General features: G+C 72.2%; 24 protein-coding genes and 1 riboswitch. Of the genes, 12 read left to right on the top strand and 12 right to left on the bottom strand.

The annotated features are described in order from the left end of the window. The first annotated feature begins 46 nt into the window (after positions 1 to 46). Both ACWGO0_RS32445 and ACWGO0_RS32440 read left to right on the top strand, forming a co-directional pair. Entirely contained in the window at positions 47 to 1,840 is a 1,794-nt protein-coding gene (locus ACWGO0_RS32445) for a glycoside hydrolase family 15 protein (RefSeq protein WP_453543233.1), read from the top strand. A gap of 4 nt (positions 1,841 to 1,844) precedes the next feature. Further along, the gene (locus ACWGO0_RS32440; protein WP_453543230.1) at positions 1,845 to 2,600 is read left to right on the top strand and encodes an SDR family oxidoreductase; all 756 of its coding nucleotides are present in this window, start codon (positions 1,845 to 1,847) and stop codon (positions 2,598 to 2,600) included. 39 nt (positions 2,601 to 2,639) lie between these two features. Here the strand turns inward: ACWGO0_RS32440 and amaP are convergent, their stop codons facing one another. The 5 genes from amaP to ACWGO0_RS32415 are packed head-to-tail and all read right to left on the bottom strand — an operon-like array spanning position 2,640 to position 4,981. After that, positions 2,640 to 3,215 (bottom strand): alkaline shock response membrane anchor protein AmaP, encoded by a 576-nt coding sequence (gene amaP / locus ACWGO0_RS32435; protein ID WP_453543227.1) that lies wholly within the window; start codon positions 3,213 to 3,215, stop codon positions 2,640 to 2,642. A gap of 5 nt (positions 3,216 to 3,220) precedes the next feature. After that, positions 3,221 to 3,934 carry a DUF6286 domain-containing protein gene (locus ACWGO0_RS32430; RefSeq protein ID WP_453543224.1) on the bottom strand — a complete coding sequence of 238 codons (714 nt, stop codon included), beginning with the start codon at positions 3,932 to 3,934 and terminating at the stop codon, positions 3,221 to 3,223. Then, positions 3,931 to 4,284 carry a hypothetical protein gene (locus tag ACWGO0_RS32425; protein WP_453543221.1) on the bottom strand — a complete coding sequence of 118 codons (354 nt, stop codon included), beginning with the start codon at positions 4,282 to 4,284 and terminating at the stop codon, positions 3,931 to 3,933. The genes ACWGO0_RS32430 and ACWGO0_RS32425 overlap by 4 nt, the downstream gene beginning before the upstream one ends. Then, positions 4,281 to 4,472, bottom strand: coding sequence for a hypothetical protein (locus ACWGO0_RS32420; RefSeq protein ID WP_073720205.1), 192 nt, complete (start codon positions 4,470 to 4,472; stop codon positions 4,281 to 4,283). The genes ACWGO0_RS32425 and ACWGO0_RS32420 overlap by 4 nt, the downstream gene beginning before the upstream one ends. A 32-nt stretch (positions 4,473 to 4,504) precedes the next feature. Next, entirely contained in the window at positions 4,505 to 4,981 is a 477-nt protein-coding gene (locus ACWGO0_RS32415) for an Asp23/Gls24 family envelope stress response protein (protein WP_453543218.1), read from the bottom strand. A gap of 93 nt (positions 4,982 to 5,074) precedes the next feature. On the opposite strand from ACWGO0_RS32415, the gene ACWGO0_RS32410 reads away from it, so the two are divergent. Beyond that, positions 5,075 to 5,791, top strand: a complete 717-nt coding sequence (locus ACWGO0_RS32410; protein WP_453543215.1) for a hypothetical protein — start codon at positions 5,075 to 5,077, stop codon at positions 5,789 to 5,791. A gap of 2 nt (positions 5,792 to 5,793) precedes the next feature. Here ACWGO0_RS32410 and ACWGO0_RS32405 read toward each other — a convergent pair whose 3' ends face one another. From ACWGO0_RS32405 to ACWGO0_RS32395, 3 genes are all read right to left on the bottom strand, one after another. After that, positions 5,794 to 6,585, bottom strand: coding sequence for an enoyl-CoA hydratase/isomerase family protein (locus ACWGO0_RS32405; protein ID WP_453543212.1), 792 nt, complete (start codon positions 6,583 to 6,585; stop codon positions 5,794 to 5,796). A 151-nt stretch (positions 6,586 to 6,736) separates the two neighbouring features. Then, entirely contained in the window at positions 6,737 to 6,958 is a 222-nt protein-coding gene (locus ACWGO0_RS32400) for a helix-turn-helix domain-containing protein (protein ID WP_383783391.1), read from the bottom strand. A gap of 360 nt (positions 6,959 to 7,318) precedes the next feature. Next, positions 7,319 to 8,917, bottom strand: a complete 1,599-nt coding sequence (locus ACWGO0_RS32395; protein WP_453543208.1) for an ABC-F family ATP-binding cassette domain-containing protein — start codon at positions 8,915 to 8,917, stop codon at positions 7,319 to 7,321. Positions 8,918 to 9,132: 215 nt separating this feature from the next. On the opposite strand from ACWGO0_RS32395, the gene ACWGO0_RS32390 reads away from it, so the two are divergent. After that, on the top strand, positions 9,133 to 9,546 hold the full coding sequence (locus ACWGO0_RS32390; protein ID WP_453543205.1) for a VOC family protein: 414 nt from the start codon (positions 9,133 to 9,135) through the stop codon (positions 9,544 to 9,546). Positions 9,547 to 9,603: 57 nt separating this feature from the next. Here the strand turns inward: ACWGO0_RS32390 and ACWGO0_RS32385 are convergent, their stop codons facing one another. The 3 genes from ACWGO0_RS32385 to ACWGO0_RS32375 all read right to left on the bottom strand — a co-directional run bounded on the left by ACWGO0_RS32385 (position 9,604) and on the right by ACWGO0_RS32375 (position 13,017). Beyond that, a complete protein-coding gene (locus ACWGO0_RS32385) occupies positions 9,604 to 10,932 on the bottom strand; it encodes a hypothetical protein (RefSeq protein WP_453543288.1) in 1,329 nt (442 codons plus the stop codon). A gap of 185 nt (positions 10,933 to 11,117) precedes the next feature. Then, on the bottom strand, positions 11,118 to 12,245 hold the full coding sequence (locus ACWGO0_RS32380; protein WP_453543202.1) for an alpha/beta hydrolase: 1,128 nt from the start codon (positions 12,243 to 12,245) through the stop codon (positions 11,118 to 11,120). Between the two features lie 103 nt (positions 12,246 to 12,348). Then, positions 12,349 to 13,017, bottom strand: a complete 669-nt coding sequence (locus tag ACWGO0_RS32375) for a class II aldolase/adducin family protein (protein WP_453543199.1) — start codon at positions 13,015 to 13,017, stop codon at positions 12,349 to 12,351. Positions 13,018 to 13,293: 276 nt separating this feature from the next. On the opposite strand from ACWGO0_RS32375, the gene ACWGO0_RS32370 reads away from it, so the two are divergent. The 7 genes from ACWGO0_RS32370 (at position 13,294) to ACWGO0_RS32340 (ending at position 21,860) form a co-directional block, all read left to right on the top strand. Beyond that, positions 13,294 to 14,550 carry an anion permease gene (locus ACWGO0_RS32370; RefSeq protein ID WP_453543196.1) on the top strand — a complete coding sequence of 419 codons (1,257 nt, stop codon included), beginning with the start codon at positions 13,294 to 13,296 and terminating at the stop codon, positions 14,548 to 14,550. 19 nt (positions 14,551 to 14,569) lie between these two features. Then, the gene (locus tag ACWGO0_RS32365) at positions 14,570 to 14,800 is read left to right on the top strand and encodes a hypothetical protein (RefSeq protein WP_453543193.1); all 231 of its coding nucleotides are present in this window, start codon (positions 14,570 to 14,572) and stop codon (positions 14,798 to 14,800) included. 99 nt (positions 14,801 to 14,899) lie between these two features. Beyond that, positions 14,900 to 15,091: riboswitch (cobalamin riboswitch) on the top strand. Between the two features lie 104 nt (positions 15,092 to 15,195). Next, on the top strand, positions 15,196 to 16,155 hold the full coding sequence (locus tag ACWGO0_RS32360; protein ID WP_453543191.1) for a cobalamin biosynthesis protein: 960 nt from the start codon (positions 15,196 to 15,198) through the stop codon (positions 16,153 to 16,155). Beyond that, positions 16,152 to 17,885, top strand: coding sequence for a cobyric acid synthase (locus ACWGO0_RS32355; protein ID WP_453543188.1), 1,734 nt, complete (start codon positions 16,152 to 16,154; stop codon positions 17,883 to 17,885). Before ACWGO0_RS32360 ends, ACWGO0_RS32355 begins: the two co-directional genes overlap by 4 nt. Continuing rightward, positions 17,882 to 19,912, top strand: coding sequence for a putative cobaltochelatase (locus ACWGO0_RS32350; protein ID WP_453543185.1), 2,031 nt, complete (start codon positions 17,882 to 17,884; stop codon positions 19,910 to 19,912). The genes ACWGO0_RS32355 and ACWGO0_RS32350 overlap by 4 nt, the downstream gene beginning before the upstream one ends. After that, complete coding sequence (gene cobO, locus ACWGO0_RS32345; protein ID WP_453543182.1) at positions 19,912 to 20,511, top strand: cob(I)yrinic acid a,c-diamide adenosyltransferase; 600 nt, start codon at positions 19,912 to 19,914, stop codon at positions 20,509 to 20,511. Before ACWGO0_RS32350 ends, cobO begins: the two co-directional genes overlap by 1 nt. After that, complete coding sequence (locus tag ACWGO0_RS32340) at positions 20,505 to 21,860, top strand: cobyrinate a,c-diamide synthase (RefSeq protein WP_453543179.1); 1,356 nt, start codon at positions 20,505 to 20,507, stop codon at positions 21,858 to 21,860. Before cobO ends, ACWGO0_RS32340 begins: the two co-directional genes overlap by 7 nt. Positions 21,861 to 21,906: 46 nt before the next feature. On the opposite strand, the gene ACWGO0_RS32335 is transcribed toward ACWGO0_RS32340, so the two are convergent. Beyond that, complete coding sequence (locus ACWGO0_RS32335) at positions 21,907 to 22,629, bottom strand: ZIP family metal transporter (protein WP_453543176.1); 723 nt, start codon at positions 22,627 to 22,629, stop codon at positions 21,907 to 21,909. A 110-nt stretch (positions 22,630 to 22,739) separates the two neighbouring features. Between ACWGO0_RS32335 and cobC the strand changes: the two genes are divergently transcribed. Next, entirely contained in the window at positions 22,740 to 24,281 is a 1,542-nt protein-coding gene (gene cobC / locus ACWGO0_RS32330) for an Rv2231c family pyridoxal phosphate-dependent protein CobC (protein WP_453543173.1), read from the top strand. Positions 24,282 to 24,472: the final 191 nt, after the last annotated feature.

Genomic DNA, 24,472 nt, shown 5'->3' with positions numbered 1-24,472 from the left:
CCCCCGGTCTGCTTAACAAGCCGCAGGTTCGGGAACACGCCAGAGCGTGACCCCACGCATCGAGGACTACGCCCTCATCGGCGATCTCCAGACCGCCGCCCTGGTCGGCAGGAACGGTTCTGTGGACTGGCTCTGCCTTCCCCGCTTCGACTCGGGCGCCTGCTTCGCCGCGCTGCTCGGCGACGAGGACAACGGCCACTGGCGGATCGCCCCCAAGGGCACGGACAGCACGGACACCTGCACACGACGCGGCTACGCGGGCGACTCCCTCGTCCTGGAGACGTTCTGGGAGACCCGGACCGGCACCGTCAAGGTGACCGACTTCATGCCCCAGCGCGACAAGGCACCGGACCTCATGCGGATCGTCGAGGGCGTCAGCGGCACGGTGGACATGAGCTCCGTGCTCCGGCTGCGCTTCGACTTCGGCTCGGTCGTGCCCTGGATGCGCCGCTCGCACGGCCACCGGGTGGCTGTCGCGGGCCCCGACTCCGTATGGCTGCGCAGCGACCCGCCGGTCAAGACCTGGGGGCAGCAGTTCTCCACCTGCTCCTCGTTCACGGTGGCGGAGGGCGAGAAGGTGGCGTTCGTGCTCACCTGGCACGCCTCGCACGCGCCGCGCCCGAAGCTGATCGATCCGTACAAGGCGCTCAGGCACACACTGACCGACTGGGCGAAGTGGTCGGCGCAGTGCACCTACAAGGGCAGGCACCGCGAGGCAGTGCTCCGCTCCCTCATCACCCTGAAGGCGCTCACCTACGCCCCGACGGGCGGCATCGTGGCGGCCCCCACCACCTCGCTGCCCGAGGAGATCGGAGGCGTACGGAACTGGGACTACCGCTTCTGCTGGCTGCGGGACTCCACACTGACGCTCGGCGCCCTGCTCGCGGCCGGATATCTCGACGAGGCCGCGGCGTGGCGGGACTGGCTGCTGCGGGCCGTCGCCGGGGACCCGGCGGACCTGCAGATCATGTACGGCCTGGCGGGCGAGCGAAGACTCCCCGAGACGGAGCTGCCGTGGCTGCGCGGTTACGAGCACTCCCGGCCGGTCCGCACGGGCAACGAGGCGGTCAGACAGCGGCAGCTCGATGTGTACGGAGAGGTCATCGACTCGCTCAGGCTCGCCCGCGACGCCGGTCTGGAGAACAAGTCGCACGCGTGGAACCTGCAGCTCAGCCTGCTCGGCTTCCTGGAGTCCACCTGGCGCGAACCGGACGAGGGCCTGTGGGAGATCCGCGGGGAGCGCCGCCACTTCGTGCACTCCAAGGTGATGGCCTGGGTCGCCGCCGACCGTACGGTGCGCACCCTGGAGGAGACACCGGATCTGCCGGGTGACGCCGACCGGTGGCGTGCGATGCGGGACGCCGTGCACGCGGAGGTCTGCGAGAAGGGCTACGACCCCGTACGCAACACGTTCACGCAGTCGTACGGCTCCAGGGCGCTGGACGCCGCGACGCTGCTGATCGTGCGGACCGGATTCCTGCCGCCGGACGACCCCCGGGTCGTCGGCACGGTCGACGCGGTGCGGGAGGAGCTGGGCAGCGACGGTCTGGTGCGCCGCTACAGCACCGACGGGGTGTCCGTCGACGGGCTGCCGGGCGGTGAAGGCGCCTTCCTCGTCTGCTCGTTCTGGCTGGCGGACGCGCTGCTGCGGACCGGCCGCGCGGCCGAGGCCGAGGAGCTCTTCGAGCGGCTGCTCACCCTGCGCAACGACCTGGGGCTGCTCGCCGAGGAGTACGACACGGCTGCCCGCCGCCAGCTGGGCAATTTCCCGCAGGCGTTCAGTCATATCGGACTGGTGAACACCGCGGTCGCACTCGCCGCACAGGACCCGGCAGGATAGGGCCATGGATCTTGGACTGAAGGACCGTGTGTACATCGTCACCGGCGCGACCCGCGGGCTGGGCAACGCCACCGCGCGCGCCCTGGCAGCGGACGGCGCGAAGGTGATCATCACCGGGCGGGACGAGAAGAGCGTCACGGCGGCAGCCGCCGAACTGGGCCCCGACGCCGTGGGGCTCGCCGCCGACAACGCCGACCCGGCAGCCGCACAGCGCCTCGTGGACACCGCGAAGGAACGGTTCGGCCGGCTGGACGGCATTCTCATCAGCGTCGGCGGTCCCGCTCCCGGCTTCCTTGCGGACAACAGCGACGAGCAGTGGCGGACCGCCTTCGAGTCGGTCTTCCTCGGGGCCGTACGCCTGGCCCGCACGACGGCCGCCGCGCTCGGCGAGGGCGGGGTCATCGGCTTCGTGCTCTCCGGCTCGGTCCACGAGCCGATCGCCGGTCTGACCATCTCCAACGGCCTGCGCCCGGGCCTGGCGGGCTTCGCCAAGTCCCTGGCCGACGAGCTGGGCCCGCGCGGCATCCGTGTCGTGGGGGTCCTGCCCGCCCGGATCGACACCGACCGGGTGCGTGAGCTCGACGCCCTGTCCGGCGACGCGGAAGCCTCCCGTACCGCCAACGAGGCCCGGATTCCGCTGCGCCGGTACGGCACGCCGGAGGAGTTCGGGAAGACCGCGGCCTTCCTGCTCTCCCCCGCCGCCTCCTATCTGACGGGCCTCATGGTGCCCGTCGACGGCGGCTCCAGGCACGGTTTCTGACCGCTCGCGCGATCGCTCCCTGCCGGGCCCGTCCCGGCGTCAGCTCACCCGTTCCGCACGGTGCTTGACGGCCTTCAGCCGGACCTCGGCCGGCAGCTCGTTCAGCCCGGCGGAGTCCCTGGCGTGGGCCAGCGCCTCGTCGGCGAGGCCGCGCAGCGCCTGGTCCGGGGCCCCGTGAGCGTCCATCAGCAGCCGGATCCTGGCCTGCGGCGCGGAGCGCCGGCCCGTCAGGACGACGTGGGCGCGCGAGACGCCTTCCAGGTTGCCCGCCTCCTCGGCGAGCACACCTTCCAGGGCGCGGCCCCGGAGCAGTGCCCCCTCGCCGTCCCCGCTGTCGACCAGCACCTCGGCGAGGCGGGCACGGCGCAGCTGGGCCAGCAGCCACCACAGGGCGAGGACGACCACGACCGCGAGGACCGCGATCACTGTCGGCCACCACCAGCCGTCGTCGCGCCAGCGGTCCCGGTCGGCCTCGCTGAGCAGCACGTCGTTCTTCCCGTCCCACGGCCAGGACGGGAACGAGGCGCCGAGTCCCACGGCGAGCACGGCGCCGCCGCCGACGATCAGCACCAGCCCGGCCAGGCCGAGCAGTACCCGGTTGACGGTCCTGAGCACGCCGTTCACCCCTTCTTCGCCGGCCGGCGGACATGCACGGAGAGGCTCGGCGGCTTGGCCAGGCCCAGCTCCTTGATGCCCGTCCCTAGTACGGAGTCCAGGTCGGCCCGTACGTCATCGAGTTCACGGAAGTGCGATACGGCGCGCACCGCCACCTTGGTCCGGCCCATCCGGACCCGCACGGACTGCACACCGGCCACTTCCACGGCGCGGTCGCGCAGGACCATGGCGGCGGCGGTCCGGTCGAGCGCCGCCCTGACGTCGACGTGGTCGCGGCGCATCGGGAGCAGGTCGCGCAGTCCGGGAGTGGCGGCGAGGAGGGCCAGCCACAGCCCGAGCGCCACAGCGACGCCGGCGCCGGTCAGCACCCAGGTGTCGTCCAGCGGCCGTTCGGCCAGCTCGTCCGCGAGGGAGCGCCGCCACTGCATCGCGGGGTGGTCGGCGCGTACCGCCGCGATGTCGTAGAGCAGGAGTCCGGCGCCGCCGAGCACCACCAGGGCGAGCACGGCCGCGGGGATGCGGCGCGCGGACCAGAACCTGCCCGCCCTGCCGCCGTGCTCCAGCGTGGGTACGGGGTCGTGCTCGGCGGCCGATGTCGACTGGTCGAGTTCTTTGACACCGCCCTTGGCCAGGGGGTCGGCGGTGGGCAGCCGTTGCGTGCCGTTCTCGGTGCTCCCGCTGTTCCCGCCGCTCTCGCCGTGCCGGGGCTGCTCGCTCATCGGATCCTCCCCTGCGCCGTGGCGCCCGGTCCTGTGGCGTGGAGCCGCTCGACCTGCACGGCCACCTCGGGCACTTCCATCCCCGCCAACGTCTTTACCCGTTCCGTGACACGACGACGCACGGCCCCGCACTGGCGGCCGATGTCGGAGGGGTATCCGAGCTCGAGACTGACCCGAACCCGGGCGGCGTCCCGGTGCACGGTCACGGTGGCACGCGGGGCGGCGCCCTCGGCGGGCGCCTCGGTGACCGCCTCCTTGGCGGCCTGGGCGGCGATCTTCGCGACGACCCTGTCGGCGATCCGGGTCTCCCCGCGTTCCGCGGCGGCGACCCGGTCAGTCACCGCCGTCACCGTCGCCGGTCGCCGCGCTCGCGACTCCGGAAGAAGTCGCCGGGTTCCAGATCGCCGTCCAGGAAGCGGCCGGCGATGAAGCCGACCGCGCCCAGCGCGGCAACCAGCAGAAAGGCTCCGAACCCGCCGAAGTACCCGGCGAATCCCAGCGCCATGCCGGCCAACAGGCCGACCACAGCCATGCTCATCGTGCGCTCCTCAACTGCCTTTCGGCGCAGGGCTACTGAAGACGTGGCTCGGGCTGGTCCTCGTCGTCCTCCTCATCCGGCAGCTTGACGTCGCTGACCGCGATGTTGACCTCGACGACTTCCAGGCCGGTCATCCGCTCGACCGCCGCGACAACGTTCTCCCGTACCTCGCCCGCGACATCGGCGATCGACACGCCGTAGTCGACGACGATCTCCAGATCGAGTGCGGTCTGCGATTCGCCGACCTCGGCCTTGACACCACGGGTGACGGACTTGCCGCCGCCGGGGACACGGTCGCGTACCGCGCCGAAGGTACGGGACAGTCCACTGCCCATCGCGTGGACGCCGACCACGTCGCGCGCGGCCATTCCGGCGATCTTCTCGACGACGCCGTCGGCGATGGTCGTGCGGCCACGGGTCGCGGGGTCTCCCCCGCCACGCCTGGTCAGCGGAGACTTGCCGTCTCCGGCGGATTCCTTGTCGGGGGTGCGCTGCTGGCTCTCGGTCATCGCCGCTCTTCCCTTCGGGACAGGGTTGGACTTCGCTGCCCACGTTAAGTGCGCTTGCCCCGTTCCGCGCCGTGGATGCGGCAGGGTGGGCCCATGACGACGGCGGAAAGCCCCCAGCGGGCCGACGGATGGACGGCTGCGGTACGGCAGCGACTCGGCCTGGGCCGGTTGCTCCCTCTGGGCGGTCCCGGGGACGGAACGTGGATCGCGGAGCGGGCGGCGGCCAGGGTGCTGCGGGGGGCCGCCGCCGGATCGGGAGCCGCTCTGGGGAAGCTCAGGATCGGGCCGGCGGACGCGGAAGCCGCCTCGGGAACGGCACCGGCACCGGACGGCGCGGTCGCGCCCAGTCCTCCGAGCGCGTACCCGGCCGGGCCGCTGCGGATCGAGGCGGAGTTCTCGGCCACCATGGACCGGCCGCTGCCCGCCATGGCGGAGGCGCTGCGCTCGGCGCTGCTGGACACGGCGGGGCAGCGGCTCGGCCTGGTGGTGACGGAGATCGATCTCCGGGTGACGGCACTGCTGGACACGGCGCCCGAGCCAACGGCGGTACCGGCCGTCGAGGTCCGTGCGGCGGGGGCGGACGGGGTGGCGGGGGCAGCGGCGGCCGCGGTGCCCGGCGTCGTGACGCTGACCCGGGTGCTGGGCAGCCCCGTGCACACCGGTGAGGATCACGTCCGGGTGGAGCTGGCGACGGCCGGGGACCACCGGGCCCTGGACGTGGCCCGGGCGGTGCGCACGGCGGTGACGGCGGCGGTGGAGGGCCACCCGCCGGTGAGCGTGCTCATCACCGCCGTGGTCGAGCAGGGCTGACGTCAGTCGGTGACGCCCGCCAGGTCGCGCAGCCTGCGGGCCTGGGCGGCCCGTTCGGCGGTGCGCTGCTCCTCGTACGTACGGGAGGCGGCGCCGCTCAGCAGGGCCTTCGTCTCGACGACGGCGTCGCGCGGTGCGGCGAGGAGGGCGGCGGCCAGATCGCGGGTGGCCTCGTCGAGCTGGCCGGCGGGGACGACGAGGTTGGCCAGGCCGGTGCGTTCGGCCTCCTCGGCGTGCACGAAGCGGCCGGTGGCGCAGATTTCGAGCGCGCGTGCGTACCCCACGAGGTTCACCAGGGGGTGCGTGCCCGTGAGGTCGGGCACGAGACCGAGGCTGGTCTCGCGCATGGCGAACTGCACGTCCTCGGCGGCGATCCGCAGATCGCAGGCGAGGGCGAGCTGGAAGCCGGCACCGATCGCGTGGCCCTGGACGGCCGCGATCGACACGATGTCGTTGCGGCGCCACCAGGTGAACGCCTCCTGGTACTCGGCGATGGTCGCGTCGAGCTCGGTCTCCGAGCCGCGCGCCATGTCGAGGAAGGACGGCTCACCGTCGAACCCTTCCGGGGTGAACGCCTGCCGGTCGAGTCCCGCGGAGAAGGACTGGCCTTCGCCGCGCAGCACGACGACCCGCACGCTGCCGGGCAGTGCCCGTCCGGCCTCTGTCAACGCCCGCCACAGAGCGGGAGACTGAGCGTTGCGCTTGGCCGGATTGGTGAGAGTCACTGTGGCAACCGCGTCATCGACGGTGAGCCGTACGCCGTCCTTGTCGAGCACAGAGTCGAGCGAGGTCATGGGACGCCTCCGGATCGGGTGCTGTCAGCACTTCACTGGTAAGTGACTGAACAGTAACCACCCGGACGACCCTGCGGCCGACCGGGTGGCCACCACGATTTCCGGTGAGCCCCGGGGCGTGTTCCATGAACCGCCCCGACCGTCTCGACGGTCAGGCCGTAGTGGCCTTCTTGCCTCGTGTCGCTCCGCCGCGTCCCCGCAGCGTCACTCCGGACTCACTGAGCATCCGGTGGACGAATCCGTAGGAGCGGCCGGTGTCTTCGGCCAACGCCCGGATGCTCGCACCGGAGTCGTACTTCTTCTTCAGGTCTGCCGCGAGCTTGTCACGCGCGGCGCCGGTAACCCGGCTGCCCTTCTTCAGAGTCTCGGCCACCCGTGCCTCCTCATAGGAAGTGCGCTCTGGACTCTCATGATCACCCCTCCCGCGCTTCCTGGCCACCCATTCGGCAAGGTCTGTGCGAGCGGTTTCCAGGTCCGAGGGCACGTCAACACGAGCGGAATCCCTTATTCCGCAGGGCTGTGCGGACAGCTGGGGAACGCCGCCGGAAGAACCGCCAGGTCAGGGCCGTGGGCAATCGGAGGCCCCACATGGGTGCGCCCGGCAGGTATCTGCCGGGCGCCACGCCGAGGTACGAGAGCCACTCACACAGATGGTGGATCACACATAGGCCGAATGATCCATACGGAGTGGATCAGTGAGTGGATCAGCTCGCGCCGGCCCTCACGGGAGGGGTCAGGCCAGGGCCACCAGGTCCCGGTAGTCGGCACCCCACAGGTCCTCGACACCGTCGGGCAGCAGGATGATCCGCTCCGGCTGGAGCGCCTCGACCGCGCCCTCGTCGTGCGTCACGAGGACGACAGCGCCCTTGTACGTGCGCAGCGCACCGAGGATCTCCTCGCGGCTGGCCGGGTCGAGGTTGTTCGTGGGCTCGTCGAGGAGCAGCACATTGGCGGAGGAGACGACCAGGGTCGCCAGGGCGAGACGGGTCTTCTCACCACCGGAGAGCACTCCGGCGGGCTTGTCGACGTCGTCCCCGGAGAACAGGAACGAACCGAGCGTCTTGCGGACCGCGACGAGGTCGAGGTCGGGCGCGGCGGAGCGCATGTTCTCCAGGACCGTGCGCTCCGGGTCGAGGGTCTCGTGCTCCTGGGCGTAGTAGCCGAGCTTGAGACCGTGGCCCTCGATGATCTCGCCGGTGTCGGCCTTCTCGGCGCCGCCGAGGAGGCGGAGCAGGGTGGTCTTGCCCGCACCGTTGAGGCCCAGGATGACGACCCGGGAGCCCTTGTCGATGGCGAGATCCACATCGGTGAAGATTTCGAGCGAGCCGTACGACTTGGACAGGCCCTCCGCCATGAGCGGGGTCTTGCCGCACGGCGAGGGGTCGGGGAAGCGCAGCTTGGCGACCTTGTCGGAGACCCGGACAGCCTCCAGGCCCGAGAGCAGGCGGTCGGCGCGCTTGGCCATGTTCTGGGCGGCGACCGTCTTGGTGGCCTTGGCGCGCATCTTGTCGGCCTGCGCGTTGAGGGTCGCGGCCTTCTTCTCGGCGTTCTGACGCTCGCGCTTGCGGCGCTTCTCGTCGGCCTCGCGCTGCTGCTGGTACAGCTTCCAGCCCATGTTGTAGACGTCGATCTGGGCGCGGTTGGCGTCGAGGTAGAAGACCTTGTTGACGACGGTCTCGACGAGGTCGACGTCGTGGGAGATCACGATGAAGCCGCCGCGGTACGTCTTGAGGTAGTCGCGCAGCCAGACGATCGAGTCCGCGTCGAGGTGGTTGGTGGGCTCGTCGAGGAGCAGCGTGTCCGCGTCCGAGAAGAGGATGCGGGCCAGCTCGACGCGTCGGCGCTGACCGCCGGAGAGCGTATGGAGGGGCTGGCCGAGCACCCGGTCGGGCAGGCTGAGCGCGGCGGCGATGGTGGCGGCCTCGGCCTCGGCGGCGTACCCGCCCTTGGTGAGGAACTCCGTCTCCAGGCGCTCGTACTTCTTCATCGCCTTCTCGCGGGTGGCGCCCTGGCCGGTGGCCATGCGCTCCTCGTTCTCCCGCATCTTGCGCAGGATGGTGTCGAGTCCACGGGCGGAGAGGATGCGGTCGCGGGCCAGGATGTCGAGGTCGCCGGTGCGCGGGTCCTGCGGGAGGTAGCCGACTTCGCCGGAGCGGCTGATGGTGCCGCCGGCGGGGGTGCCCTCACCCGCGAGGCACTTGGTGAGCGTGGTCTTGCCCGCTCCGTTGCGGCCGACGAGGCCGATGCGGTCGCCCTTGGCGATACGGAAGGATGCGGATTCGATGAGGATGCGGGCGCCGGCGCGCAGCTCGATGCCGGATGCGGTGATCACGGGGAAAACTCCAGGGGCGTTTGGACAGCGGAGGGCGGACTACGGGTTCACGACTCGACGCCGTCTAATGCACAAGGAGAATTGCCATAGGGCCATTCTACTGGCGGTGTGCAACTCCTTTTCCGCGTGCTGCGCGGCATTGTCAGTGCCCGGTGGAAGACTGAGACGCAGATCACATCCATCGGAGCAGTGGGACGCGGAAGAAGGTGAGCGTCATGGCAGGCGCAGCGAACGGCGTGCCGACGATCTATCCGACGATTCTGTACGCGGACGCGAAGGCCGCGATCAGGACCCTGACCCAGGCCCTCGGCTTCGCCGAGGAGGCGGTGTACGAGGGGAAGGAGGGCGAGGTGCTCCATGCCGAGCTGTCCTGCGGCAACGGCAGGGTGATGCTCGGCTCCAAGGGGGGCGAAGGCGCCTTCGCCAAGGCGATGGTGGGCGCGGGGCCGGCCGGGGTGTACGTCGTGGTGGACGAGGTCGACGAGCACCACGCACGGGCGGTGGAGCACGGGGTGGAGATCCTGATGCCGCCCACGGACCAGGACTACGGCTCCCGTGACTACATGGCGCGGGACGCGGAGGGCAACGTGTGGAGCTTCGGGACGTACGCCCCGGGGTCCTCGGACTGACCCCGGGGGCGTTCGTACCGCGCTCGTGCTCCCCGGCCGCGGGCCGGGGTGCGGGTCCTACGCGCCGCCGGTGTGGACCTGGAAAGCCGCGCGGCGTACCGCTTTGGCCAGTGCGGGGTCCGGGTGTGCGGCAGCCAGCGCGACCAGTACCTGGACGGTGCGCGGGTGGCCGACGGCGCGGATCTCGTCGAGCAGGGCCGGGACCGTGCCCTGGACCGCGGAGTCGAGGTGGCGCACCAGCAGTCCGGTCTCGCCGTGGTCGGCGACCGCCGCCGCCGTGTCGACCCAGAGCCAGGTGGCTTCCTCCCGGCTGAGGACTTCCTGCGCGTCGTCGGGGTCCGTGCCCTCGTACTCGGCGAGCCAGAGCAGGGCGTAGGGCCTGAGCGAGGTGTCGGTGACGACGGAGCGCACCACGGGTTCGGCGGGGGCGCCGACGACGCGGAGCGCTTCGAAGGCGAGGCCGCGCAGGAGGGCGTCCTCGCCGCGGGCCACGGCGAGCAGTTCCGTGACGGCGCTGCCGACGGGGCGTGCGGCGAGCCAGGCGCGGTATTCGGTGCGGGCAGGGCCGGGGGTGAGCCGGGCGCAGCCGAGCAGCATGTCGGCCGCGGACTGCTCGATGTTGCCGGCGGGGCTCTGGGCGGCGACACAGATCTGTTCCAGCTTGACCCAGACCGCCCAGTTGCCGAGCGGGGTCAGGGTGGCGTGTCCGGAGCCGAGGGTGAGGGCTCCCACGGCGGCCAGCCCTTCCAGCGCCCAGTCGAGCAGCAGCGCGTTCAGGTCGACGGGCGGCTCGACGGTGGGTTCGGCAGGGGGCGGCTCGGCGGCGAGGGGCTCGGCGGGTGGCGCCGCCGCGTAGGGCACCTCGCAGCGCTCCTCGTGGAGTTCGGCGACGCGCTGGCCGAGGAGATCGAGAAGTGCGGGCACGGTGACCGGGCCTGCCGAGAGCTGGAGGAGGGAGAGCACCTGGGGCACCGCCTCGACCGCTTCGGCGACGGTGGTGGCCTCGATGTCGCGGGGGGCGGCGTGGACGAGCGACCAGGCGTCGAAGAGCGCCACCCAGCCACGGAGCACCGCGGAGTCGTCGCGTTCCCAGGCGCGCAGCCGCCAGCCGGGGCGGACGGTGCCGCCGTGCAGTTCGACCAGTCCGGCGAGCCTGGCGCGGTCCCAGCCGGCCCGTACCTGGGCCGGGGACAGTTCCAGTGCTGTCGCGGCCCGGTCGAGGGCGTGGGCGGTCAGCGGGGCCGTTCCCGGACTCGCGCCGTCGGCGGCCCAGTGGGCGATCCGTACGGCGTCGGCGAGCACGGTCCTGGCCTGACGGGCCAGTTCCGCCGGGGGCGGGGTGCCCTCGGGAGGGCGGGGGGCCGGCCTGGTGCGCCGGGTGGTCACGGCCTTGCGGGCGGTGGCAAGGGGTCGCGGGCGGACAAGTCGCAGCCTGGAGTCGCGCGGGGTACGGGACGTCACGGGGAGCAGTCTTGCCTCTGACGGCCCGAAAGCCCAAACGGAAGCCGGGTCAACGGTTTTCGGGGGCCTGCGGCGGGCCCTCACCAACCGGGCCTTTTCATCACAACGTCTCACATCAGAGGGGTGAGGAAGCGCCGGAGCGCCTCTTCGTAGCGCGCCGGTCCGGCATTCCACATCGCCGCATGCGGAGCGTGCGGTACGGCGTGCAGGGAGACCAGGTCGGGGCGGAGGGCCGCCAGTTCCTTCGATGCCGCCCACGGGGCGAGGGTGTCGTCGGGACCGTGGAAGATCAGCGTCGGGGCGTGCAGGGCGGTGGGGACGGAGGTCTCCAGCAGCGGTGCGCCGCGGAGCCCGGTCTGGCCCTCGGCGGCGCGGACCGCGAGGGGCAGCAGTGCGGAGGGGATGCCCCGGGCGGCGGCGAGGGCGCGCAGGGTGGTCCGCCAGTCGAGGACCGGTGAGTCGAGGACGAGGCCGCTGATGCGCTCGCGGAGCGCGCAGTTGACGGCGGCGTGCAGGGCCATCGTCGCGCCGGTGGACCAGCCGTGGATGATCACGCTCTCCGCGCCGTAGCGCAGGGCGTAGCGGATCGCGGCGTCCAGGTCGCGCCATTCGGACTCGCCGAGGTGACCGAGGCCGTCCGGGGAGCGGGGAGCGCCGACGTCGCCGCGGTAGGCCAGGTCGAGCACGGGCAGCTGCTGGGCGTGCAGGAACCCCATCACGTTCATGGGGTGTTCCCGGGTGGTGCCGAGGCCGTGCACGGTGATGACCCAGGTGTCCCGGGCGGCGGGCACGAACCAGGCGGGCAGGGCGCCGAGCTCACCGGGGATCTCGACCTCCTTGTAGTCGAGTCCCAGTGCGCTGCCCGGGTCCCCGCTGTACAGCTCGGGCGTGATGCGGACCTTGGTGCCCGGTTCCAGGCTTCCGTGGACGACGCGCTCCAGCCTGCGGACGACGGTGTCGGCGCCGTTCGGCGCCTCGTCGGCCACCGGGCCGACGACGGCGTGGACGCCGGGGCCCACCAGTCCGTACGTACCGGGGCGGAGCGCGGCGAAGGAGCGGGTCAGGGTGACCTGTCCGGCCGCCGTGGAGTGCACGGTGAGCCTGCGGTCGGCGGGGAAGGGGCGTCCGGACGGCACCTTGAGTGCGGTGTCGCCCGCGTACCGGCCGGCCGCGACCGCTGCCGCGCCGACGCCGAGGATCGTGGTGACGGCCACTGCCGTCGCTGTTGCCGGGCGCATGCTTCAGTGTCGTGGCCCCCGCGGCGCGGTGCCAGTGGGCGTGGGCCGTCCGGTGCCCGCGGCTGTGCACGCCGCCGAACAGCCCGGCAGATCACGGGAGGTGTCAGCCGGGCTGGCCGTAGCCCTTCAGGGCTTCCCCCACCTCGCGCAGCTGGGCCTCGGTGAGCAGGGTCGGCCGGTGGCCGGGCACGGAGCTCGCCGTGATCCAGAGGCGGCACAGCCATTCGAGCTGGGCCGTGCGGTCGAACGCCTCGTCGAGGGTGTCTCCGTAGGTGACGGTTCCGTGGTTCTGGAGGAGGCAGCCCGTGCGGTCGCGCAGGGCGGTGAGCATGTTCTCGGCCAGTTCCGGTGTTCCGTATCGCGCGTAGGCCGCGGTACGGACGGGGCCGCCGAGCATGGCGGCCGCGTAGTGGACCAGGGGGACCTCGGGAACGAGGGTGGAGACGGCCGTGGCGTGGACGGCGTGGGTGTGGACGACGGCGGCGGCGCCGGTGCTGCCGTAGACGGCCAGGTGGAGCGGGAGTTCGCTGGTGGGGGCGAGGGTTCCGAGTACCTGGCGGCCTTCGAGGTCCACGCCGACCGCGTCCTCGGGTCCGAGCCGGTCGTAGGGCACGCCGCTGGGGGTGACGAGGACGACCCCGCCCACGCGGGCCGACACGTTGCCCGAGGTCCCGACGACGAGGCCGTCGGCCGCCGTTCTGCGGGCCGTCGCGACAACGCCGTCCCAGGCCCGCCGTATCGCTTCCTGATGCTCGTCACGCTCATCGCTCATGCGGAAATCCTATGAGTCGGGGGCGATCGGGCGCCGGGAGAGCCGCTCGGGTGACCAGGATCTCCTCAGTGGGGAAAAGTGGCTGAAAAGGTTCCCCAACGGGCAGCGATAGAGGGCCGCAGCCGGGCCACGGACGGGGTACGCCTCCGCCCCCCACACAAACGGAGTGCCGACACTCCGTTCGGGGTCACCACAGCGCCCTTCTCAGTTCACCTTCCGTTCACCCAGGTTGCCTACGGTCCACGTGCCACTGACGTCGAGCGATTGCCTGGGTAAATGGAACACATCACACTGCTGCTTGCGATTGTGATCGTGACAGCTCTCGTGTTCGATTTCACGAACGGTTTCCATGACACCGCCAACGCGATGGCCACCACCATCTCGACCGGCGCCCTGAAGCCCAAGACAGCGGTGGCGATGTCCGCCGTTCTCAATCTGATCGGCGCTTTCCTGTCGGTGGAGGTCGCGAAAACGATCTCCGGCGGGATCGTCAACGAGGACGGCCTCAGAACCGAGGTCATCTTCGCGGCGCTCGTCGGCGCCATCCTGTGGAATCTGCTGACCTGGCTGGTGGGCCTGCCCTCCAGCTCCTCGCACGCACTGTTCGGTGGCCTCATCGGCGCCGCGGTCATGTCGGCCGGCTGGGGCTCGATCGACGGCGGCACCGTCGTCACCAAGGTTCTGCTGCCGGCCATCGCCGCACCGCTCGTCGCCGGTCTCGCGGCCCTGCTGGCCACCAGGCTGACGTACCGGATCAACCGGAAGGTCACCGACGAGGGTCAGCTGAAGTCGACCGCCAAGGGCTACCGCGCCGGCCAGATCGCCTCGGCCGGGCTCGTCTCCCTCGCCCACGGCACGAACGACGCGCAGAAGACCATGGGCATCATCACCCTGGCCCTCGTCACCGGCGGCGTCCTCGCCCCCGGCTCCAACCCGCCGGTCTGGGTCATCGTCTCCGCCGGTGTCGCCATCGCCCTGGGTACGTACCTCGGCGGCTGGCGCATCATCCGCACCATGGGCAGCGGCCTGACCGAGCTCAAGCCGCCGCAGGGCTTCGCCGCCCAGACCAGTGCGGCCACGGTCATCCTGGCCTCCTCCCACCTCGGTTTCTCCCTCTCCACCACCCAGTCCTGCTCCGGCGCCGTCATGGGTGCGGGCCTCGGACGCAAGGGCGGTGTGGTCCGCTGGTCGACCGCCACCCGGATGTTCATCGCGTGGGGCCTGACCCTGCCGGCCGCCGGCCTGGTCGGCGCGATGGCCGAGCTCCTCACCAAGCAGGGCAGCTGGGGAGTCGCCGTCGTCGCCGTCCTGCTCGTCGCGGGCTCCGGCACCATCTGGCTGCTGTCGCGCCGCAAGCCGGTCGACCACACCAACGTGATGGACACCGAGGACAACGAGCCCGCGGGCGTCGTCACCACGGCCATGGCCGCCGTCACGCCGCCGCCCACCGGCGGCGCGGCCATGGAGATCAAGACCACCATCCCGGCCCCGGCCGGTACCACCGCCGACCCGGCCCGCCCGGCCACGGTCTGACAGGGCAGGGAACACCACCATGAAAATCGACTGGGCAGCTCTCGCCTCCGTCTTCGGCGTCAGCCTCGTGGTCACCGTGGCGCTCGTCGGCCTCTTCACCCTCGGCATCGTCGGCCTCTCCAAGCAGGCGTCGACGGCGACGGCGGGCGGCTCCGGCGGCTCCTTCGCACTGGCCCGCACCGGCGCGTACGCCTGCTTCGGCCTCTGCGCCGCGGCGGTCAGCTACGGGATCTACCTGATCGTCGTCTGACCTGCGACGGCCGCGAAGGACGCGGCCGCACAAGTACGTAATCCCAGTTGACCTGCGGGGGCTTCCCCGCAGGTCAACTGCGAGTTGACGGGCGTTCGCACAGCGTGGTGGACTGCCCGAGCCGTTTACGGCGACAGAAGAGGAAGCCGGTGCGAATCCGGCGCGGTCCCGCCACTGTCACCGGGGAGCACTCCCCCCACACCGGAAGTCACGGTCCTCAAGCGGACTGGAAGGCCGGGGGGAACTGCGGATCCGGAAGCCAGGAGACTCTCGTCGCCGGTCACGTCGAACCAGGGCGCGGACCCTGAGTGAGGACATATGTCATGCCCGGCTGCTGTGCGCCACATCCTGTGTCACCCACACCCAGAACGTCCCGTGCATCGGCGGGCTGAGCCATGCGTGCCGACCGCATCTTCGCGTACGGCGCCACGGCCGGTCTGATCGGCGATCTGCTGCTGGGTGATCCCCGCCGGGGCCACCCCGTCGCCGCGTTCGGGCTGGCCGCCGCAGAGGTCGAGAACCGTCTGTGGCGCGACCACCGAGGGTGGGGCGCCCTCCACACGCTCGTCTGCGCCGGAGGCGCCGCGGGCGCCGCCGCGCTCACCGCCCGCGCCGTACGTGACCGGCCCGCCGTCGCCGTCGCGCTGACCGCCGCCGCCACCTGGTCCGTCATCGGCGGCACCTCGCTGGGCCGCGAGGCCCGCGCCATCGGCGGTGCGCTCGCCGCCGGGGACATCGAGGTGGCCCGGGAACGGCTGCCGCATCTGTGCGGGCGCGACCCGCACTCACTCGACGGGCCGCAGATCGCCCGCGCCGTGGTCGAATCCGTCGCCGAGAACACCTCGGACGCCGTCGTCGGCGCCCTCGTCTGGGGTGCGCTGGGCGGTGTGCCGGGTCTGGTCGGCTTCCGGGCCGTCAACACCCTCGACGCCATGGTCGGGCACAAGTCGCCCCAGTACCGGCGGTACGGCTGGGCCTCGGCCCGCCTCGACGACCTCGCCGGCTGGCCCGGGGCACGCCTCACCGCCGCACTCGCCGTGACCGCCGGGGGGCGGCCACGGCAGGCGGTACGGGCGTGGCGCGCGGACGCGCGCAAGCACCCGAGCCCCAACGCGGGTCCCGTCGAGGCCTCGTTCGCGGGCGCCCTCGGCGTACGCCTCGGCGGGACCCTCGCGTACGGCGGCCGGGTCGAGCACCGGCCCGTGCTCAACGGGGAGGCCGGCCGCGCGGTGGAGACCGCGGACATCGAACGCGCGGTGCGGCTGTCGCGCCGGGTGAGTGCTCTGGCCCTCGGCGTCTGTGTGGCCGGACGGCTGACCGTGGGACGGCTGATCGCAGGACGGAGAAGGATATGAGCGGCGGGCTGCTGGTCGCCGGCACCACATCGGACGCGGGCAAGAGCGTCGTCACGGCGGGAATCTGCCGGTGGCTGGTGCGGCAGGGGGTGAAGGTCGCACCGTTCAAGGCCCAGAACATGTCGCTCAACTCCTTCGTCACCCGTGAGGGTGCGGAGATCGGGCGCGCCCAGGCCATGCAGGCACAGGCCGCCCGGGTGGAGCCGACCGCGCTGATGAACCCGGTGCTGCTCAAGCCGGGCAGCGACCGGTCCAGTCAGGTCGTCCTGATGGGGAAGCCGGTGGGCGAGATGAGCGCGCGCGGTTACCACGGCGGGCGTCAGGAATCGCTCCTCGGGACCGTCGTGGACTGTCTGGAGCAGCTGCGGGGCACGTATGACGCCGTGATCTGCGAGGGGGCGGGCAGTCCGGCCGAGATCAATCTGCGGCGTACGGACATCGTGAACATGGGCATCGCGCGGGCGGCGCGGTTCCCCGTGCTGGTGGTCGGGGACATCGACCGCGGGGGTGTGTTCGCCTCGTTCTTCGGTACGACGGCCCTGCTGAGCGCCGAGGACCAGGCGCTGGTCGCGGGCTATCTCGTCAACAAGTTCCGGGGCGATGTGTCGCTGCTGGAGCCGGGCCTCGACATGTTGTACGAGCTCACGGGGCGGCGGACGTACGGGGTGCTGCCGTTCGCCCATGGGCTCGGGATCGACGAGGAGGACGGTCTGCGGGTGTCGATGCGCGGCACCGTACGGGAGTCGGCCGTCGAGGCACCGCACGGTGAGGACGTGCTGCGGGTCGCGGTGTGCGCGGTGCCGTTGATGTCGAACTTCACCGATGTGGACGCCCTGGCCGCCGAGCCGGGTGTCGTGGTGCGGTTCGTGGACCGGGCGGAGGAACTGGCCGACGCGGACCTGGTGATCGTGCCCGGTACGCGCGGCACGGTGAAGGCGCTGGCATGGCTGCGGGAACGCGGGCTTGCGGACGCGCTGGTGCGGCGGGCCGCCGAGGGGCGCCCGGTGCTGGGGATCTGCGGCGGGTTCCAGGTGCTCGGTGAGCACATCGAGGACGAGGTGGAGTCGCGGGCCGGGAAGGTCGACGGGCTGGGACTGCTGCCGGTACGTATCCGGTTCGAGCGGGAGAAGACACTGGCCCGGCCGGTCGGGTCGGCGCTCGGGGAACCGGTCGAGGGGTACGAGATCCACCACGGGGTCGCCGATGTGCGGGGCGGCGAACCGTTCCTGGACGGGTGCCGGGTGGGGGCCGTGTGGGGGACGCACTGGCACGGGTCGCTGGAGAGCGACGCGTTCCGGCGGCGGTTCCTGGCGGAGGTCGCGGCTGCCGCGAGGCGGCGGTTCGTGGCCGCGCCGGATACGAGCTTCGGGGTGCTGCGGGAGGAGCAGCTGGACCGGCTCGGGGATCTGGTGGAGGAGCACGCGGACACGGATGCGTTGTGGCGGTTGATCGAGGGTGGGGCGCCGGCGGGGCTGCCGTTCGTGCCGCCGGGGGCGCCGGGGGTGGGGGCGGTGGCCGGTGCGGGTGCGGTGGCCGGTGCGGGTGCGGGTGCGGGTGCGGGTGCGGGTGCGGGTGCGCCTGCGGCGGGCGTTCCCCTACCCGCCCCTTCCCGAAACCGGGGCTCTGCCCCGGACCCCGCGCCTCAAACGCCGGCGGGGCTGAGAGTGGCCGGGGACGGGCTGGGAGTAGCCCAGCCGTTGGATGTGCATGTCGATGAGGAGACTCTGTGAGTACGCCGTATCCGTTCACCGCCATCGTCGGGCAGGACGATCTGCGGCTCGGGCTCCTGCTGAACGCCGTCAGTCCGGCCGTAGGCGGGGTCCTCGTGCGCGGGGAGAAGGGGACCGCCAAGTCCACCGCCGTACGCGCCCTCGCGGCGCTCATGCCCGAGGTTTCCGTGGTTCCCGGGTGCCGGTTCTCCTGTGATCCGGTCACTCCCGATCCGGCGTGTCCCGACGGGCCCCATGAGGCCGGGGCAGGTGTGTCGCGCGCCGCGCGGACCGTCGAGCTGCCCGTCGGGGCCTCCGAGGACCGGCTCGTCGGGGCGCTGGACATCGAGCGGGCGCTCTCCGAGGGTGTGAAGGCGTTCGAGCCCGGGCTCCTCGCCGACGCGCACCGCGGCATCCTGTACGTCGACGAGGTCAACCTGCTCCACGACCACCTCGTGGACCTGCTGCTCGACGCGGCGGCCATGGGCGCCTCGTACGTGGAACGCGAAGGCGTCTCCGTACGGCACGCGGCCCGTTTCCTCCTCGTCGGGACGATGAACCCCGAAGAGGGCGAACTGCGGCCCCAGTTGCTGGACCGGTTCGGGCTGACCGTCGAGGTCGCGGCCTCCCGTGACACCGATCAGCGGGTCGAGGTCGTACGGCGCCGGCTGGCCTACGACGACGACCCGGCCGGATTCGCCGCCAAGTGGGGGCACGAGGAGCGGGAGTTGCGCGAGCGGATCGCCGCCGCGCGCGCCCTGTTGCCCCATGTCGTCCTGGGCGACGGCGTGTTGCGGCAGATCGCGGCGACGTGTGCGGCCTTCGAGGTCGACGGGATGCGCGCCGATATCGTCATGGCCCGCACCGCCACGGCACTGGCCGCCTGGGCGGGGCGCGACGAAGTTCTCGCCGAGGATGTGCGCCAGGCGGCGCTGCTCGCGCTTCCCCACCGGCGCAGGCGCAATCCCTTCGACGCGCCGGGGCTCGACGAGGACAAGCTGGACGACACGCTCCGGGACGCCGCCCAGGATGAGGGCGAGGGTGACGGGGAGCCGGATCCGGAGCCCGACGGGCCCGGTGACGGTGGCGGTGGTGGCGGGGTGCCGCCGCAGAGCGATGGGCCCGAGGGTCCCGCCGGGGCCGACACGCCGGACCGGGCGCCGGAGAGCGGCGGCGACGCGCCCGGCCAGGGGAGGCAGGGCGGGGGCGGTGAGCAGCAGCCCGTACGCGCCGCCGAGCCGTTTCGTACGAAGATGCTGAGCGTGCCCGGTCTGGGCGAGGGCGCGGCGGGGCGGCGGTCCCGGGCGCGTACCGAGCACGGCCGTACGACCGGGGCGCGACGGCCCCGGGGTGCGCTGACGAAGCTGCACCTGGCGGCGACCGTGCAGGCTGCCGCGCCGCATCAGCGGGCGCGGGGGCGGTCGGGCCGGGGGCTCGTGGTCCGGCGTGACGATCTGCGGCAGGCGACGCGGGAGGGGCGCGAGGGGAATCTCGTGCTGTTCGTCGTGGACGCCTCCGGGTCGATGGCGGCCCGGCAGCGGATGAGCGCCGTGAAGGGTGCGGTGATGTCGCTGCTGCTGGACGCGTACCAGCGGCGGGACAAGGTCGGCCTGATCACGTTCCGGGGCAAGGACGCCGAGGTGGTGCTGCCCCCGACCTCGTCGGTGGACGCGGCCGCCGCGCGGCTGGAGTCGCTGCCGACCGGCGGGCGCACCCCGCTGGCCTCCGGGCTGCTGAAGGCCCATGACGTGCTGCGGGTGGAACGGCTGCGCGATCCCTCGCGGCGGCCGTTGCTGGTCGTGGTGACGGACGGGCGGGCGACCGGGGGTCCCGAGCCGGTGGCTCTGGCGGCGCGGGCCGGGCGGCTGCACGCGGCCGAGGGCACCGCGTCCGTCGTCGTGGACTGCGAGTCGGGGATCGTACGGCTCGGGCTCGCCGCACAACTGGCCCGGGAGCTCGGAGGGACCGCCGTCACGCTCGACGAACTGCGGGCCGATTCGCTCGTCGGGCTCGTCAAGGACGTATCTGCAGCCGGGAGGGCCGCGTAATGCCACAGGGACAGCCGACATCGGTGCCGGAGGACGGACTCACCACCCGTCAGCGGCGTAATCGTCCGCTTCTGTTCGTGCATACCGGAATCGGTAAGGGGAAGTCGACGGCGGCCTTCGGGCTCGCGCTGCGCGCCTGGAATCAGGGCTGGCCGATCGGGGTGTTCCAGTTCGTGAAGTCGGCGAAGTGGAAGGTCGGCGAGGAGAACGCCCTGAAGGTGCTCGGTGCGAGCGGCGAGGGCGGCACCGTCGACTGGCACAAGATGGGTGAGGGCTGGTCGTGGGTGCAGAGGGACAACCAGCTCGACAACGAGGAGAAGGCCCGCGAGGGGTGGGAGCAGGTCAAGCGTGATCTGGCCGCCGAGACCTACAAGCTGTACGTCCTCGACGAGTTCGCGTACCCGATGCACTGGGGCTGGATCGACACCGACGAGGTGGTCCAGGTGATGCGCGACCGTCCCGGTACGCAGCATGTGGTGATCACGGGGCGCAACGCTCCGGAGAAGCTCGTCGAGGCCGCTGATCTGGTGACCGACATGTCGAAGGTCAAGCACCCGATGGACGCGGGTCAGAAGGGCCAGAGGGGCATCGAGTGGTGAGTGTTCCCCGACTGGTCATCGCCGCTCCGGCGTCCGGCAGCGGCAAGACCACCGTCGCCACGGGGCTGATGGCGGCCTTCGCCGGCCGTGGGCTCGCCGTGTCCCCGCACAAGGTGGGCCCCGACTACATAGACCCCGGGTACCACGCGCTGGCGACCGGGCGTCCCGGGCGCAATCTCGACGCGTACATGTGCGGGACGGAGTTGATCGCCCCGCTGTTCGCGCATGGGGCGAGCGGCTGCGATCTGGCCGTGGTCGAGGGGGTCATGGGGCTGTACGACGGTGCCTCGGGCCAGGGTGAACTGGCGTCGACCGCGCAGGTGTCGAAGCTGTTGCGGGCGCCCGTGGTGCTCGTGGTCGACGCCTCGTCGCAGTCCCGGTCGGTCGCCGCGCTGGTGCACGGTTTCGCCTCGTGGGACCCGCAGGTGCGGATCGGCGGGGTGATCCTGAACAAGGTGGCGTCCGACCGTCACGAGGCGCTGCTGCGGGAAGCGCTCGACGAGTCCGGGCTTCCGGTGCTCGGGGTGCTGCGGCGCTCCGAGCGGATGGCGACGCCGTCGCGCCATCTGGGTCTTGTGCCGGTCGCGGAGCGGGCGACGGACGCCGTCGATGCCGTACGGGCGATGGCGGAGCGGGTCAGGGCCGGGTGCGATCTGGACGCGCTGCTTGCGCTGGCCAGGACGGCGCCCGCGCTGCCCGACGAGGTCTGGGAGCCGGAGCCGCAGGCGGTCGGCCCACAGGCAGGCCCCAGGCCGGTGGTCGCCGTGGCGGGCGGGGCCGCGTTCACGTTCGCCTACGCCGAGCACGCCGAGCTGCTCTCGGCGGCGGGCGCCGATGTGGTGGTCTTCGATCCGCTGCGCGACGAGAAACTCCCCGCGGGCACGGCGGGGCTGGTCGTGGGCGGCGGTTTCCCCGAGATGTACGCGCCCGAGCTGTCGGCGAACGAGCCGCTGCGCACGGCGGTTACGGAACTGGCGCTGGGCGGCGCCCCGGTGGCCGCCGAGTGCGCCGGGCTGCTGTATCTGGCGCGTGAGCTGGACGGCCGTCCGATGTGCGGGGTGCTGGACGCGGAGGCCCGGATGTCGCAGCGGCTGACGCTCGGATACCGGCAGGCGGTCGCGGTCTCCGACAGTGTGCTGGCGGTGGCGGGGACCAGGATGCGCGGTCACGAGTTCCACCGGACGGTACTGGAGCCCGGCGCCGGAGCCACGCCCGCCTGGGGGATGCACCAGCCCGAGCGGCGTGTGGAGGGCTTCGTGCAGGGCGGCGTGCACGCGAGTTATCTGCACACCCACTGGGCGGCTTCGCCCGGTGTGGCCGGGCGCTTCGTGGAGAAGTGCCGGGGGTGAGCGGCGGATGAGTGCGGGCGCCGCGGTCCGTCCGGCGGCGCCGCACTCACTCGGCGATGCCCACGACCAGCCAGATGAAGCCCACCCCTGCGACGGTGCACAGCAGTGTGGTGCGGGCCGGGTGGGTGTGGTGCGCCTCGGGAAGGATCTCGGCGGCGGCGAGGTAGAGCAGGGCGCCGCCGAAGAAACCGAGATAGCAGCCGAGCAGTTCCTCCGGAAGGGTGAACAGCAGCGTCGTCGCCGCGCCCACGATCGGGGCCAGCGCGTCGGCGAAGAGCATCAGCAACGCCTTGCGGCGCGCGTTCCCGTAGAGCCTGGTGAGTGTGTACGTGTTGAATCCGTCGGCGAAGTCATGGGTGATGACGGCGAGTGCGACGGCGACGCCCATGCCGCCGCCGACCTGGAACGCCGCGCCGAGCGCGATGCCGTCCATCAGGCTGTGGCCCACCATCGCCGACGCCGCCGTCATGCCGACCTGCGGCACCCTTTCGTCGCTCGCGCCGTGTGCCGCATGGCGTCCGGCGAGCAGCCGCTCGACCAGATGGGCCACCAGGAAGCCGCCCACGAACAGCAGAAGGGCCGCCGGGACCCCGAACACCTCGTTGCCCGCGGCCTCGATGGCCTCCGGCAGGAGGTCGAGCCCGACCACGCCGAGCATCAGCCCGCCCGCGAGGCCGAGCACCAGGTGGCGGCGGTCGGTGACGCGTTGAGCGACCCAGCCTCCGGCCAGAGTCATCAGGAACGCGCCGAGCGCGACGAACACCGCCATGGCCCCTTGCTAGCCGATCGCCCCCCTCGCGCGCATCTCAGGGCGCCCTCACCTGTCTTGGCTCCCGTGGCCCGCGCCGCGGGTGTGCTCGTACGAAAGGACTCCGTACCGTGAACCGCCCCGCCTCCCTCGTCGTGGGTGTCGGAGCCCGCAAGGGCGCTCCGCCCGACGAGGTCTTCGAGCTGATCGTCGGGACCCTCCGCGCGGCCGGGCTCCGCGCCGCCGATGTCGCGGAGCTGGCCACCGTCGATTCGAAGGCGGCCGAGCCGGGGATCGTGGACGCCGCTGCCCGGCTCGGGGTGCCCGTGCGCGCCCACGGGGCGCGGGAGCTGGCCCGGGTCCGCGTACCTCATCCCTCCGGTGCGGTACGGGACGCGGCGGGTACGCCGTCGGTCGCCGAGGCCGCCGCGCTGGCCGGCGGGGGCGAACTGCTCGTACCGAAAACGAAGTCGGCTCCGGGCCCCCGGCGTGCGTCTTCGGTGACGTGCGCGGTGGCCCGGCGGCCCGACACGGAATCGATGTCCGCTGCCCCCGTGACGTACGGGGCGGAGCCGTTCACCATGGCTGCCATGAACCCCCCCACGAAGGACCTCGAAGTCACCGGGCCCGACCTGCGGCACCACGGTGACGCGGAAGTACGCGGCCGTGATCTGACCGACCTCGCCGTGAACGTACGGACCGGGACGCCGCCCGACTGGCTGCGGGAGCGGATAGCCGCGTCGCTGGGCTCGCTCGCCGCCTATCCGGACGGGGTCCCGGCGCGGGCCGCCGTCGCCGCGCGGCACGGGCTGCCGGTGGAACGGGTGCTGCTGACGGCGGGCGCGGCCGAGGCGTTCGTCCTGATCGCCCGGGCGCTGCCGGCCCGGAGACCGGTCGTCGTGCACCCGCAGTTCACCGAGCCGGAAGCGGCGCTGCGAGCGGCCGGGCACGAGGTGGGGCGGGTACTGCTGCGCCCCGAGGACGGCTTCCTGCTGGATCCGGCCGCGGTGCCCGAGGACGCCGATCTGGTGGTGATCGGCAATCCGACCAACCCGACGTCGGTGCTCCACCCGGCGGACGTACTGGAGAAGCTGGCCCGCCCCGGGCGGACGCTGGTGATCGACGAGGCGTTCATGGACGCGGTGCCGGGCGAGCGGGAGGCACTGTGCGGGCGCACGGACGTCCCCGGGCTCGTCGTCCTGCGCAGTCTCACCAAGACCTGGGGTCTCGCCGGGCTCCGCATCGGTTATGTGCTGGCCGACCCGGCGACGATCACCGTGCTCCAGGAGGCGCAGCCGCTGTGGCCGGTGTCCTCCCCCGCGCTGGCGGCGGCCGAGGCGTGCATGGAGCCGAGGGCGCTCGCCGAGGCGGCGGGCGCGGCCGGCAGGATCGCGGTGGACCGGGCCCATCTGCTGGCCGGTCTCGCGGAGTTCGGCGAGGTACGGGTGGTGGAACCTGCCGCGGGGCCGTTCGTCCTGCTCCGGGTGGAGCGGGCGGCGGAGATCCGGGAGCGGCTGCGGTCGCTCGGGTTCGCCGCGCGGCGCGGGGACACCTTCCCGGGGCTCGGGCCCGAGTGGCTGCGGCTGGCCGTACGGGACCGTGTGACGACCAACCGCTTCCTTCAGGCGTTCGACCAGGCTCTCCAGGCGCTGCCCAGGAGACCCGTCGGCTGAGTGGCGTCAGGGCCCCCTGAGCCTGGACGGGCCGGTCCCTCCCTCGCGGCCCGTCCAGGCTTAGACCGACCGGCAAATGGGGGGTGGAAGAAGGAGCGGGGCTGGGTGCGTGCAGCTGCAAGGCGGAGGATTGAGGCAACGCGGAGCGTTGTTGATTGACGACAACGCCGCAGATGCGCGTGCCCAGCCCC

The organism is Streptomyces sp. NPDC055749, from assembly GCF_053617235.1.
The sequence above is the reverse complement of the archived record's forward strand: the minus strand, read 5'-3'. Positions and strand labels throughout refer to the sequence as shown.